The organism is Isoptericola sp. NPDC056605 (assembly GCF_042792795.1).
Classification (GTDB): domain Bacteria; phylum Actinomycetota; class Actinomycetes; order Actinomycetales; family Cellulomonadaceae; genus Isoptericola.
Genome location: NZ_JBHTVT010000015.1, coordinates 69580 through 83929, shown reverse-complemented (window position 1 = coordinate 83929; position 14350 = coordinate 69580). Strand labels below are relative to the sequence as shown.

General features: G+C 74.1%; 7 protein-coding genes. 3 read left to right on the top strand and 4 right to left on the bottom strand.

Translation table 11 applies throughout. The features are described 5' to 3' along the window. Positions 1 to 83: 83 nt before the first annotated feature. From ACFQ8Y_RS15640 to ACFQ8Y_RS15625, 4 genes are all read right to left on the bottom strand, one after another. The gene (locus ACFQ8Y_RS15640; protein WP_430562816.1) at positions 84 to 1031 is read right to left on the bottom strand and encodes a hypothetical protein; all 948 of its coding nucleotides are present in this window, start codon (positions 1029 to 1031) and stop codon (positions 84 to 86) included. Positions 1032 to 1169: 138 nt separating this feature from the next. Beyond that, a complete protein-coding gene (locus ACFQ8Y_RS15635; RefSeq protein WP_430586081.1) occupies positions 1170 to 2885 on the bottom strand; it encodes an FAD-binding dehydrogenase in 1716 nt (571 codons plus the stop codon). Positions 2886 to 2939: 54 nt separating this feature from the next. Continuing rightward, positions 2940 to 5228: a glycogen debranching protein GlgX gene (gene glgX / locus ACFQ8Y_RS15630; protein WP_430586080.1), complete on the bottom strand. Its 2289-nt coding sequence runs from the start codon at positions 5226 to 5228 to the stop codon at positions 2940 to 2942. A 68-nt stretch (positions 5229 to 5296) separates the two neighbouring features. After that, complete coding sequence (locus ACFQ8Y_RS15625; RefSeq protein WP_430586079.1) at positions 5297 to 6091, bottom strand: SDR family NAD(P)-dependent oxidoreductase; 795 nt, start codon at positions 6089 to 6091, stop codon at positions 5297 to 5299. A gap of 136 nt (positions 6092 to 6227) precedes the next feature. Here ACFQ8Y_RS15625 and ACFQ8Y_RS15620 point away from each other — a divergent pair, with 136 nt between their 5' ends. From ACFQ8Y_RS15620 to ACFQ8Y_RS15610, 3 genes are all read left to right on the top strand, one after another. Beyond that, positions 6228 to 7034, top strand: coding sequence for an electron transfer flavoprotein subunit beta/FixA family protein (locus ACFQ8Y_RS15620; RefSeq protein ID WP_430586078.1), 807 nt, complete (start codon positions 6228 to 6230; stop codon positions 7032 to 7034). 12 nt (positions 7035 to 7046) lie between these two features. After that, on the top strand, positions 7047 to 8060 hold the full coding sequence (locus tag ACFQ8Y_RS15615) for an electron transfer flavoprotein subunit alpha/FixB family protein (RefSeq protein ID WP_430586077.1): 1014 nt from the start codon (positions 7047 to 7049) through the stop codon (positions 8058 to 8060). 213 nt (positions 8061 to 8273) lie between these two features. Further along, complete coding sequence (locus tag ACFQ8Y_RS15610) at positions 8274 to 14345, top strand: Ig-like domain-containing protein (RefSeq protein WP_430586076.1); 6072 nt, start codon at positions 8274 to 8276, stop codon at positions 14343 to 14345. Positions 14346 to 14350: the final 5 nt, after the last annotated feature.

Genomic DNA, 14350 nt, shown 5'->3' with positions numbered 1-14350 from the left:
GCTAGCCAGACGGTCAGCCCGGCGCGCGCCCAGGTCGCGGCGAGGGCTCGAGGTCGATGTCCCGGACCTCGATCTCGGACGCTTTACCTCGACCTGGCGACACGCAGGGCGTGCTCGACCCTCGCGACGAGGCGGCGGACGTCCCGCAGGTCGGCGAACGTGACCCGCAGGATCGTCCACCCCGCCTCGACGAGGGCGTCGTGCCGGCGCTTCTCCGCCAGGAGCACCTGCTGCGGGTCGCCCGCCCTTCCGTCGTACTTGACCGCGCCGTCGACCTCGAGCGCGACCTTGAGGTCGGGCCAGGCGAGATCGACCCAGAACGTGCCGGCCCAGGTGTCGACCGGGGTCGCGTGGACGGGACGCGGCAGCCCCGCGGCGAGCAGGTGCCAGCGGACGAGCGACTCCAGGGGCGACTCCGACGCGCCGTCCGCCGCGGCGAGCACGCGCCGCGCACGTCGTACGCCGCGCGCGCCGCGGGACCGGTCGAGCCGTCCCGTGAGCTCGTCCGGGTCGACGCCCAGCGCGAGAGCGGAGTCGGCCACGACGATGGACGACGGCTCCGCGAGCGTGCGCGCGCAGTCGACGACCGTGCGGCCCAGCGACGTCACGGGGACGCCGTCGAGGTCGCCGCGATCGTGCTCGGGCACGGGGGAGACGTGGCGCCGGAGGACGTCGTCGGCCGGCCCGGGCGCGGGGCGGGTCAGCTGGGTCACGTGCACCTGGGGCCCGAGCTGCCAGGTCCAGCACCCCCACGCGACCGCGGCACTCGCGTGGCTGAACCAGAACGTCGTGGTCAGACGCTCGGCCACGGCCGTCATATGGGCCAGCACCTGCGCTCGACGGCGGACGGCGGTGGTGAACGACGGGTCGACGGACGGCAGGTAGACGCCGCGCCGGAGCCGCACCAGGTCGTCGTCCCGGGTCCGTTCCCGCAGCTCGGCCCTCCGCTCGGGGTCGTACCGTACGGCGGCCGGCAACAGGGGGCGGTCGGGGGTCGGTGCGCCTGGCCGGCGCGTCGCGGTCCTGGACATGGGTCGATCGTGGGGGCCGCGGCCGCCGCGCGGGGCCGTGGGTGCAGATCTGTGGACGACGGTGCCGCGAGGTCGCGGCGAGGGCTCGAGGTCGATGTCCCGGACCTCGACCTCGAGCGCTCCGCTTCGATCTCGGCGTCAGGCGTCCGCGGCGAGTGCCCGGCCGGTGGTGCGGCCGGTGTGCAGGCAGCCGCCGAGGAAGGTGCCCTCCAGCGCGCGGTGGCCGTGCACCCCGCCGCCGCCGAACCCGGCGGCCTCGCCCACGGCCCACAGGCCGTCCAGGACGGAGCCGTCGGCGCGCAGCACCCGTCCGGACGGGTCGCACCACAGGCCGCCGAGGGTCTTGCGGGTCAGCACCGACAGCCGGACGGCGAGCAGCGGGCCGTCCTTCGGCGTCGTGAGGGGCCGGGGCCTGGCGACCCGGATCAGCTTGTCGACGCGGTAGTCCCGGGCGGCCCGCGTCGCGACCACCTGCGGGTCCTTGCCGAGGCCGGACGCCACCTGCGCGTCGCGCGCGGCGACGACGGCGGCGAGCGCCCCCGGGTCCACGTGTCCCTTCGAGCCAGGCGTGGCGTCCACCAGCGCGTTCATCTTCGCGGCGAGCTCGTCGGTGGTGTCGGCCCAGAGGAACTCGGGCGACTCGTTCGCGAACCGTTCCACCGGCCCCACGGCGCGCGGCAGCACCCGCTGCGCGAGGAGCTTGACGTCCTTGCCGGTGAGGTCGGGGTTCTGCTCTGAGCCCGAGAGGGCGAACTCGGACTCCATGATCGCCTTGTTGAGCACGAACCAGGAGTGGTCGTCGCCCCGGCGGGTCACGTGCTGCAGCGCGCCGAGCGCGTCGAAGCCCGGGAACAGCGGGGCGGGCAGGCGGCCGCCGTCGGCGTCGAGCCACAGCGACGACGGCCCGGGCAGGATGCGGATGCCGTGGTTCGTCCAGACGGGCGAGTGGTTGGCGATGCCCTCCGGGTAGTGCCACATCCGGTCCTCGTGCACGAGCGCGGCGCCGGCGTCCGCCGCGATCCCGAGCATGAGGCCGTCGGTCGAGTCGGGGACGCCGGAGAGCATGCGCTCGGGCAGGGTGCCGGCCTCGGGGTCCCAGTGCGCGCGCGCCAGGTCGTGGTTGGCGCCGATGCCGCCGGTCGCGACGACGACGGCGCCCGCAGAGATCTCCTCGGTGCCCACCACGTCCCGGTTCGACGGCGCGCCCCGGCCGCCGAACGGCAGCCCGGCGAGCGGCTGGTCGGCCAGCACGTCGGCCCGGACCCCGGTCACGCGGCCGTCCGTGGTGACCAGCCCGGTGACGCGGCGGCGGAACCGCAGGTCGAGCAGGCCGGCGTCGCGGGCGGCCAGCGCGGCGGCGACGAACGGCGCGACGATGCCGGGGCCCGTGCCCCACGTGACGTGGAAGCGGGGCACGGAGTTGCCGTGCTCCACCCTCCCGTCGTCGTTCCCCACCGTGTACCCGCCGCGCTCGGCCCACTGCACGAGCGGGAACCACCGCACGCCCTTGCCGCGCAGCCAGGACCGCAGGTCGCCGGCAGCGAACTCCACGAAGCGGCGGGCCCACGCGTACCCGTGCCGGTCGGGGCCCTCGCCGCGGTCGGCGCCGGGCGCGAACTGCGCGGAGCCGAGCCAGTCGGACCACGCCAGGTCGGCCGAGTCGTGCACGCCCATCGCGCGCTGCTCCGGGGAGCCGACGAGGAACAGCCCGCCGAACGACCACCACGCCTGGCCGCCGAACGACGCCTCCGGCTCCTGGTCGAGCAGCACCACCCGGCGGCCCGCGGCGGTCAGCTCCGTGGCCGTGACGAGTCCCGACAGGCCTCCACCGATGACGACGACGTCAGCATCCATGCGCGCAGTCTGGCAGAGGAGCGGCTCGGGGAGAACGGTCCGCGGACAGCGGCTTCACCGCCCGAGGAAGACCTGCACGCTCAGCGACTCGAGCACGGCGTCCTCGGCCTCGTCGTCGGGGGCCTCGGGACGGTCCCACGCCGAGCTCCAGACCCGCTCCCACGCCCCGCCGCCGGGCGTGGCGGGAAGGGTGACGTCGACGTCGTCGAGCCCGCCGTTGAGCACGAGCAGCACGGCCGCGTCGCCGTCGTCCGGCCCGGGCCGCAGCATCTGCACGACGCGGCGCCCCGCGACAGCCCAGGCGTCGCGGTCCATGGGAGCGCCGTCGACGGCGAACCACAGCAGGTCGGTCTCGTCCTCGCCGGGGCGGGGCGAGCCGAGGAAGAACGAGTCGGCCCGCAGCGCGGGGTGCTCGGCGCGCAGCGCCAGGAGGAAGCGCGTGGTGTCCAGGAGGTCGCGGGCGGCGTCCTCGAGGTCCCAGCCGACCCACGAGATCGGGTTGTCCTGGGCGTACGCGTTGTTGTTGCCGCGCTGGGTGCGGCCGAGCTCGTCGCCGGCGGTGAGCATGGGCGTGCCCGCGGACAGCAGCAGCGTCGCGAGCAGGTTGCGCTGCGAGCGCCGCCGCAGCGGCACGACGGCGGACCAGGGCTCGGTGCCCGTGTCGCCCGCCCCCTCCCCGTCCTCGGCGCCGGGCGCGTGCCCCTCGACGCCGTGGTTCCACGACAGGTTGTGGTCCGAGCCGTCGCGGTTCTCCTCGCCGTTGGCCTCGTTGTGCTTGTGGTCGTAGGCGACCAGGTCGGCGAGGGTGAACCCGTCGTGGGCGGTCACGTAGTTGACGGACGCGACCGGCCCGCGCACCAGCGGCGGGTCGGAGTGCCCGAACAGGTCGGCCGAGCCCGCGAGGCGGGTGGTGAGCTCGCGCAGGCCGTGCATGGGCCGGCCGTGCGAGCCCTCGCGCGCGGCGTCCAGCCAGAACCCGCGCGCGGCGTCGCGGAAGCGGTCGTTCCACTCGGCCATGGGCGGCGGGAAGTTGCCGGTCTGCCAGCCTCCCGGCCCGACGTCCCACGGCTCCGCGACCAGCTTGAGGTTGTTCAGCACGGGGTCGGTCTGCAGCGCCACGAGGAACGGGTGGTCGGGGGAGAAGCCGTGCTGGCCCCGGCCCAGCGTCACCGCCAGGTCGAAGCGGAACCCGTCCACGCCCACCACCTCGGCCCAGTAGCGCAGCGAGTCCAGCGCGAGCTGCACCACCCGCGGGCGGCGGAAGTCGAGCGAGTTCCCCGTGCCGGTCACGTCGGCCAGCGCGGCCGGCGACGCGCCGTCGTGCAGGTAGTAGCCCGCGTTGTCCAGGCCGCGCCAGGCCACGTGCAGCGCGTCGTCGCCGCCCTCGCAGGTGTGGTTGTAGACGACGTCGAGCAGCACCTCGATGCCCGCGTCGTGCAGCAGGTGCACCATGCCGCGGACCTCGTCGAGCACGGCCGCCGGGCCCGCCTCGCGCGCCGCCCGCGTCGCGTACGCCGCGTGCGGGGCGAAGAACCCGAGCGTCTGGTAGCCCCAGTAGTTGGTGAGGCCGCGGGCCACGAGGTGCGGCTCGCTGGCGAACGCGTGGATCGGCAGCAGCTCGAGCGTGGTGACGCCCAGGCTCGTCAGGTGCGCGATCGTCGCCGGGTGCGCGACGCCCGCGTACGTGCCGCGCAGCTCCGGCGGCACCTCCGGGTGGGTCGCCGTGAGGCCCCTGACGTGCGCCTCGTAGACGACGGTGTCCGCCCACGGCACGCGCGGACGGCTCAGCGGCGGCGGCCCCGGGTGCGACGCCACGACGACCGAGTGCGGCACGAAGGCGAGCGAGTCGCGGTCGTCCGGGGCGCCGTACCGCTCGGCCACCCACGAGCGCCCCTCCGGGGAGTCGGGGTCGTCCGGGTCGAGCGGCGCGCTCACCGCCCCCAGCGTCTCCGGGCCGTAGGTGAGGTCGCCCGCCAGCCCCCGGGCGTACGGGTCGACGAGCAGCTTGGCCGGGTTGTGCCGGTGCCCGGCCTCCGGGTCCCACGCGCCGTGCGTCCGGAAGCCGTACCGCTGGCCGGGCCGCACGTGGGGCACGTGGGCGTGCCACACGCCGTACACCGGCCCGTCGAGCGGGACCCTCCGCTCCGCGTACCGCGCCGGGTCGTGCGCGTCGCGGTGCGGCTCGACGACGTCGATCAGGCAGAGCTCCACCGCGTCCGCGTGCGCCGCGGCGACGGCGACGTCGATCCCGCCGTCCGGTGTCGGGTGCACCCCGAGCGGGGGGACGTGGCTGCGGCGCGCCGTCGGGCGCGTCAGCGGCGTGACCTTGGGTCGCGACTCCATGGGGGACATGGTGCCCGGGGTCGCCGACAGGCGCGCGGGCGCAGGTGGGGGAGGGTGCGGATCGGGTCTCAGGGGAGGATCGAGTCGACGTAGCCGCCGTCGACGCGGACGGCGCCTCCGGTGGTGGCGGACGCGAGCGGCGAGGCGAGGTAGGCCACCAGGTTCGCGATCTCCTCGGGCTCGATGAGGCGCTGGAGCAGCGACTGCGGCCGGTACCGCACCATGAACTCGCGCTGCGCCTCGTCCCACGGCAGGTCACGGTCCACCAGCTGGTAGACGAAGTCCTCCACGCCGCCGGTGTGCGTGGGACCGGCGATGACGGAGTTCACCGTGACGCCGGTACCGGCCGCCTCCTTGGCGAAGCCGCGCGAGACCGCGAGCAGCGCCGTCTTGGACGCGCCGTAGTGGATCATCTCCGCCGGGATGACGACGGCGGAGTCGCTCGCGATGTCGAGCACCCGGCCCCAGCCGCGAGCGGTCATGCGGGGCAGGTGGTGGCGGATCAGGCGGATAGCGGCCAGCACGTTCACCTCGAAGTAGCGCCGCCACTCCGCGTCGGTGATCTCCAGCGCGGGACGGGACTCGAAGATGCCGAGGTTGTTGACCAGCACGTCCACGTCGGGCAGCGCGTCGACGGCGGCGGCGAACCCGTCGTCGGTGGCGACGTCGGCCACCACCGCCACCCCCTCGAAGCCCTCGACGTCCCGGGCGAGCTCGTCGAGCGCGCGGCCCACGGACTCCTCCGAGCGGCCGTTGATCCCGACGCGCGCCCCCGCGGACGCGAGCCCGCGCGCGATGGCGAGGCCGATGCCCTGCGTCGATCCGGTCACGAGCGCCGTCCTGCCGACGAGGTCGATCCGCATCCCCCGACCGTAGGCCGCGTCACACCCGTCCGCCCCTGGACACAGGGTCGGACCCGGGAGGGCCGCGGGTAGGCTCGGCACCGTCGGCCGCAGCGCGTGCGGCCGCCGTCACCACCGTGAGCTGGAGGTCGCGCCCGTGCGCATCGTCGTCGCCGTGAAGTACGTGCCGGACATCAACGCGGACCGACGTTTCGTGGACTGTCGCGTGGACCGCGACCCGGGCGTCGGCACCCTCAACGAGCTGGACGAGAACGCCCTCGAGGCGGCGCTGCGGATCCTCGACGCCCTGCCCGAGGACGAGCGCGCGGCCAGCGAGGTCGTCGCCCTCACGGTCGCGCCCGCCGACGGCGACGTCGCGCTGCGCAAGTCGTTCCAGATGGGCGTGGACCGCGCGGTCCACGTCACCGACGACGCCCTGGCCGGCTCGGACTACTTCGGCACCGCCGCGGCGCTCGCGGCCGGCGTGCGGAGGCTCGAGGCCGACGGCGCGCCCGTCGACCTGGTGATCACCGGGATGGCGGCGCTCGACGGCCTCGGCTCGGTGGTCCCGGCGCTCGTCGCGGCCGAGCTCGGCCGCCCGGCCCTCACGCTGGCGAAGAAGATCGCCGTCGCCGACGGCACGCTCACCGTCACGCGCGAGACCGACGAGGCCACCGAGACGCTCGCCGCGCCGCTGCCGGCGGTCCTGTCCGTCGCGGACACCGCGAACACGCCGCGCATGCCGAACTTCAAGCTGATCATGGCGGCGCGCACCAAGCAGATCGAGGCATGGTCGGCCGCCGACCTCGGCCTCGACCCCGCCGCCGTCGGCACGGCCGGGGCACGCACCGAGGCGGTCTCCGCCACCCCGCGCCCCGCCCGTCCCGAGGTCGAGCTGGTGGTCGACAAGGGCGAGGGCGGCACCGCGCTGGCCGAGTACCTCATCCGCAACGAGCTGGTCTGAGAGGACGCGACCGTGACGACATCGACCGAGCCCACCCGCAACCGCACCGTCCTCGTCCTGCTGGACCCGGCCACCGAGGTGCGCTCCGGCGCGCTCGAGCTGCTCACCATCGCGCGCGGCCTCGGTCGCGTCGAGGCCGTCACGCTCGAGGCGCCGACCGTCGAGGCGCTCGCCCAGCTCGGGGCGTACGGCGTCGAGACCGTGCACCAGGCCGAGGTGCCCACCGACGTGCTCGCCGCCGCCGGGGGCGACGGCGCCCGCCACCTGCCCTCCGTCGTCGCGGCGACGCTCGCCGCCGCCGTGCGGCGCACCGACGCGGACGTCGTCCTGGCGCCCGCCACGTTCGGCGCCAAGGAGGCGGCCGCGCTGGCCGCCCACGCGCTCGGCGCCGGGCTGGTCATCGACGCCGCCGCCGTGGGGGAGGACGCCGACGGCCGGATCGTGGCCGGCAAGCGGGTCTTCGCCGGCGCCTGGGACACCCGGTGCGTGGTGACCGCCGACGTCGCCGTGCTCACGGTGCGGGCCAACGCCGTCGTGCCGGAGCCGGCCGACGCGGCCGTGGCGACCGAGATCGACGCGCTGCCCGTGGCGCAGGCCGGCACGGCCGGGGTGGTCGTCACGTCCCGCGAGGTCAAGGAGCGTGCGCCCGGCCGCCCGACGCTCGAGGAGGCGGCCGTCGTCGTGGCCGGCGGCCGCGGCACCGGTGGCGACTTCGGCCCCGTCGAGGAGTTCGCCGACGCCGTCGGCGCCGCGATCGGCGCGTCGCGCGACGCCGTCTTCGAGGGCTGGTTCGACCGCTACATCGGCCAGACCGGCGTCACCATCGCCCCGCGCCTGTACGTGGGCGCGGGCATCTCCGGCGCCCCGCACCACCGCGGCGGGATGCAGGCGGCGCAGGTGATCGTGGCCGTCAACTCCGACCCGGAGGCACCGATCTTCGAGATCTGCGACTTCGCCGTCGTCGGCGACCTCGCGGACGTGCTGCCACAGGCCGCCGCCGCCATCCGCGCCCGCCGGGACGGCTGAGGCAGCCCGCCCTCGCCCGACCCGTCGCGCCGATGGGGAGTACTGCCCATCGGTCCGGGCAGCCTCGCGCCGGTCCGAGTCGGTATGCTCCGGCGAGGAAAGCATCGTGCTGTTCCCCATCACCGCCCCCAGATGGGTCACGCCGTGCCTCCGTCCACGTCGCCAGGTGGCGCGCGGGCTGTCGCACCTGGTCAGGGGGCCGAGGGGTAAGGCATGAGCTTCGTCTCGCGCGTCCTGGAGAACCGCCGCTCCATCGCGTCCGCAGGCGTCGTCGCCCTGTTCGGCGCGGGCCTGACCGGCTTCGCGCTCTGGTACGACGGCGAGGCGACGGTGGACGTCGACCTCAACGACTCGGGCGTGTGGGTCACGCAGACGTCCACGGGCACCCTCGGCCGGTTCAACTACCAGGCCCGGGCCCTCGACGGCACGCTCCTCGCCAACTCGGTGAGCTTCGACGTCGAGCAGGACGCGCAGCACGTGCTGCTCGAGAGCTCCGTCGACTCCTCCGCGAGCCCGGTCGACCCCGCGCAGCTCGCCCTGCGGAGCACGCTCAAGCTGCCCGCCGGGTCCGAGGTCGCGACCGGCGGCAACACCGCGGCGGTGCTCGACGGGGAGACGGGGCGGGTCTGGGTCGTGCCGTTCGACGGCGCGATGGCGTTCGACGCCGAGGAGACGGAGCCCGAGCTCGAGGACGTGGGCGCGGGCGCCCAGGTCGAGGTGAGCACCGGTGGCACGGTCGTCGTCGCGGCCCCCGGCGTGGGCACCGTCTACACCGTCGAGACGGGCCCCCGGGGCACGGCGGAGTCCACCACGGAGGAGCGGCTGTCGGTCTCGAAGGACGCCGAGGTGCAGGTGACCACGGTGGGCGACGCCGCGGTCGTGCTGGACCGGTCGACGGGCAAGGTCGTGCTGCCGGGCGGTGACGCGGTGGAGATCGACGGCGGCGCGGCCGCGCAGCTGCAGCAGCCGTCGGCCGACTCCGACGTCGTCGTCCTGGCCACGTCCCGCGGCCTGGTCTCGCAGCCGCTGGACGGCAAGGCCGCCGTGAAGCGCACCGCGAACGGCACGCCCTCCCGCCCGGTCCAGCTGGGCGAGTGCGTCTACGGCGCCTGGTCCGTCTCGGGCCAGGTGGTCCGCGACTGCCCCGGCACGGACGCCGACGAGGACACCGTGCTCGAGGGCGTCGGCACCGACACCCACCTCGTCTACCGCGTGAACCGCGACGTCATCGTGCTCAACGACGTCGTCAACGGAACGCTCTGGATGGCGGCGGACGAGTTCCAGAAGGTCGACGACTGGGACCTGACCATCCCGGAGAACGACGAGGGCGAGAAGACCGAGTCCGAGGAGACGACGCCGGAGCAGGTCGACCAGTTCGTCGCCGACCGGGACAAGAAGAACCGGCCGCCGCAGGCGAAGGACGACCGCTTCGGGGTCCGCGCCGGGGGCACCACGGTGCTCAACGTGCTGGGCAACGACGTCGACCCCGACGGCGACGTGATGACGGCGTCGGTCGACGGCGAGCCCGAGGGGGACATCGCCGTGGACCGGGTGCTGGACGGCGCCGCGCTGCAGGCCGACGTGCCCGCGGACGCGAGCGGGAGCACGACGTTCACCTACCAGGTCGACGACGGCCGGGAGGGCGGCACGGACACGGCGAAGGTCACGGTCTCGGTGGTGCCGGAGTCCGAGAACGACCCGCCGACGCAGTCGGGCGAGCCGGTGCTGCGGGTCGGCCAGGGCGGCACCGCCGACATCAAGGTGCTGCCCTACTTCAAGGACCCGGACGGCGACGACCTCTTCCTGTCCCACGCGGGGACGAACGACCCGAACGACGAGGTCCGGTTCCGTCCGGACGGGACCGTCGAGTTCCGCGACGGCGGGGCGGCCACCGGCCGCAAGATCGTCGACGTCACGGTCTCCGACTCCTACGGCGAGCCGGTCGAGGGCCGGCTGCTCGTCGACGTGCTGGCCACGAACGAGCCGCCGGTCGCGGTGCAGGACCACGTCACGGTGCTCGCCGGCCAGCCGATGACGATCGAGCCGCTGGCCAACGACTCCGACCCGAACGGGGACGAGCTGCGCCTCGTGCACGTCACGGAGCAGAAGGGCCTCAAGGTCACGAACAACCTGTCCGCCGGGGTGTTCTCCGTCCAGGGGCAGGAGCCGGGCTCCTTCGACATCACCTACCAGGTGAGCGACGGCCCCAACGTGGCCCTCGGCCTGGTCCGCGTGGACGTCGTCGCGCCGCCGGAGGACGCGGCCCCGCCGGTCGTGGTCTCCGACCAGGTGCTGCTGCCGTCGGACGGCTCCGCGCTGCTCGACGTGCTGGCGAACGACACCGACCCGGCGGGCGGCGTGCTCGTCGTGCAGTCGGTCACCGTGCCGGACGACTCGCCCGTCGACGTGGCGGTGCTCAACCACGAGATCCTCAAGGTCACGGAGAAGCGCCGCCTCAGCGAGCCGGTGACCTTCGAGTACACGGTCGCGAACGGCACCGGCTCCGCCACCGGCCAGGTGCGCGTCGTGCCGATCCCCGCGCCCGACCGGCTGCGTCCCCCGGAGGCCGGCGCGGACAAGGCGCTGGTGCACGCGGGCGACGTCGTGACGATCCCGGTGCTGAAGAACGACTCGCACCCCGACGGCCTCGAGATCGTCCTCAACGACGAGCTGCAGGAGGAGCCCGAGGCGGAGCTCGGCGAGGCGTTCGTCTCCGAGGACACGGTGCGCTTCCGGGCCGGCGCCGACGCGGGCACCGCCCACCTCGTCTACGAGGTCCGGGACAGCAACGGTCAGAAGGACTCCGCGCAGGTCACCATCACGATCAAGGACGACGAGGAGAACGCGGCGCCCCAGGTGCCCGACACCGAGACGCGGGTGCTCAGCGGCAAGACGGTGCGCATCCCGCTCGCCCTCGACGGCACCGACCCCGACGGCGACCAGGTCACCCTCAGCGCCATCGCGGACGCGCCGAGCCAGGGCACGGCGACGATCGTCGACGGCTTCGTGGACTACACGGCGGAGCAGGGCGCGGCGGGCTTCGACTCGTTCGCCTACGAGGTGATCGACACGCGCGGCGCCGTGGGCCGCGGCGTCGTCCGGGTGGGCATCGCGGTGCCCCCGGAGACCAACCAGGCGCCGCAGGTCGTCGACGACGAGAGCACCGTGCGGCCCGGGCGCACGGTGGCCGTGCGCGCGCTGGAGAACGACAACGACCCCGACGGCGACGAGATCGGCCTGGTCAAGGACGGCTTCAGCGGCATGCCCGAGGGCGTCGAGCCCGAGGTCGTGGAGGACGAGGTCGTGCTCACGGCGCCCGACAAGGACGGGGCGTACTCCTTCTACTACACGGTCCAGGACGCGTTCAAGGCGCGCGCGACCGGCGCGATCACCGTGACCGTGGACGCCGAGGCGCCGCTGCTCCGGCCGGTCGCGCACGACGACGTCGTCACGGCCGACCAGATCCGCGACACGTCCACGGTGACCGTGGACGTGCTCGCCAACGACGTCGACCCCGACGGCGTGGCGTCCGACCTCGAGGTGTCGGTGGACCAGGCGTCCGAGGGCGTCACGGTCGGCGAGGACGGCACGATCCAGGTCGCGGTGGGTGCGAGCGCGCAGGTCGTCACCTACACGGTCACCGACGTGGACGGGCTGCAGGCCAAGGCGTTCGTGCGCGTGCCGGGCGACCAGTCGCGTCCCTACCTCAAGCCGGGCTCGACCCCGCTCCAGGCCGTCAGCGGCGAGCCGCTGCCGGTCGAGCTGGGCGACCTCGTCGTGGTGCGGGAGAACCGCACCCCGCGCGTCACCGAGGAGAAGACGGTCAAGGCCACCGGCGGCGCGGCCGAGGTCCAGGACCGCGACACCATCGAGTTCACCTCCGCCGAGGACTTCGCCGGCGGCGCGTCGGTGAGCTTCGAGGTGACCGACGGCAAGGGGCCCGACGACGAGGAGGGGCTGACGGCCGTTCTCACGGTCCCGATCGACGTCGTGCCGTCCAAGAACCAGCCGCCGGAGGTGGTCGGTTCGCCGACGCTCCAGGTGGCTGCGGGCGAGGAGAACGTCGTCGACCTGTCGCGGTACGCCCAGGACCCCGACAAGGACAAGCTGACCTTCGACGTCGAGGGCGCCGAGGGCATCTCGACGTCCGTGTCGGGCGGCACCGTGACCGCGCAGGTCGAGCCGTCGGTGCCGAAGGGCACCGCCGCGGACGTCGCGTTCACCGTGTCCGACGGCAAGAACCCGCCGGTCGCCGGCACGCTGAAGGTGACCGTCGTGGGTTCCACGCGCCCGCTCGTGCAGACGACGCCGGACAAGGTGCCCGACGCCCATCAGGGGCAGCCGGTGACGATCCCGGTGCTCGAGAACGACACCAACCCGTTCCCGGGCGAGGACCTGACCGTGGTGGGTGCCGTGGGCGAGACCGGCTCCGGCGACGTCGCGTTCGACGGCTCGCTCGTCACGATCACCCCGGACGCCGACTTCCACGGCGTGCTCACCGCGCGCTACACGGTCGAGGACGTCACGCAGGACCCGGACCGCCAGGTGGACGGCACGGTGTCCGTGACGGTGCTGGGCCGGCCGGAGCCCCCGTCGGCGCCGACGGTCGAGGAGGTGCGGTCCGGCACGGTGGTGCTGAGCTGGGAGCAGCCGAACGACAACGGCGCACCCATCACCGGGTACACGCTGCACGCCTCGGACGGCAAGACCCAGGAGTGCGCCACCACGACGTGCACCTTCGACGGGCTGACCAACAACGTGGAGTACACGTTCACGGTCACCGCGACGAACGACGTGGGCGAGTCCGACCCGTCGGCGGCGTCCGAGATGGCCCGCCCCGACGAGAAGCCGGACCCGCCGGCGGCCCCGACGCTGACCTTCGGCGACCAGCAGCTCACGGTCGACTGGACGAACAAGACGTACACCGACCGGTCCCCGATCGAGTGCGTCAACCTGGAGATCAGCCCCGCCCCCACGAGCGGTGCGATCCAGCAGCAGTGCGTCACGGGCGGCACGTACGTGTGGGAGGGCCTGACCAACGGCACCCCCTACACGGTGCGCCTGCAGGCCGTGAACGCCGCGCCGGACCCGTCCGACTGGGGCGACACCTCCGCGCCGGAGACCCCGGCCGGCCCGCCGGCCGCGCCCGCCGCGCCGTCGGCGACCCGGGTCGACACCGCCCTGGGCGGCCAGACCACCGTGTCGTGGCAGCAGCCCGACACCAACGGCGCCCCGATCGAGATGTACTACCTCGACGTCTACGAGGACGGGACGAAGGTCCGGACCATCGAGGCCGGCACGGCGCTCTCCCAGACGGTGGAGGGGCTCAAGACGACCGCCTCGTACACCTTCCAGGTGCGCGCCCAGAACAAGGCGGCGATCTCCGAGGCCAGCCCCTCGTCCAACGCCGTCGTGCCCTACGGCACGCCGGGCGTGCCGGGCAACGTCTCGGCAGCGCTGGGCTCGAACACCAGCGGCCAGGCGAACGTGAGCTGGAGCGCGACGGACGCGTTCCGTGGGACCGGCGGGTACTACGTGGTGCGGGCCAGCGGGGCCGGCACGAAGAACGTCGGGGACACCACGTCGACCACCTACGGCGGCCTGTCGAACGGCACCGAGTACACGTTCCAGGTCCAGGCCTGCAACGCCTACACCTGCTCCGACTGGTCGGGGTCGTCGGGCGCGGTGACGCCCTACACGACGCCCGGTACCCCCGGCATCTCCGCCTCCAAGGTGTCCCCGACGCAGGGGCGGTTCACCGTCTCGGCGCCGAGCAACAACGGCGGTCGCGCGGTGGAGCGCATCGAGTGGCAGCGGAACTGGGGCACGGGCAGCGGGTCGTCGACGTCGTTCCCCATCACGTGGGACACCGGGTCCGCCTACTCGACCACGTACACGGTCCAGGCCCGGGCGTGCAACGCCGCGGGCTGCGGCGCGTGGGCGAGCGGGAGCCACACCACGGACGCCCCGCCGAACCCGCGTGCGGTGGTGTCGCGCGGCAGCTCGGTGAGCAACAGCGACTGCAACGACGGCACCTGCGCCAAGCTGGTGATCACCACGCACGACTTCCAGGACACGGGTAGCCAGAGCGTCGCCTGCTGGACGGACTTCGGCGGCAGCGCGCACCAGTTCTACGGGTCGTCGACCTACTCCCGGAGCATCCCGGCGAATGGCTCGCTCGAGCTGCTGTGCTTCATCGGCAGCGCCGCGCCGCAGTACGGCGGCCACAACGTATGGGTCGTCATCAACGGCAAGCACTACGAGAAGACGTGGTGGACCAAGTAGGCGCG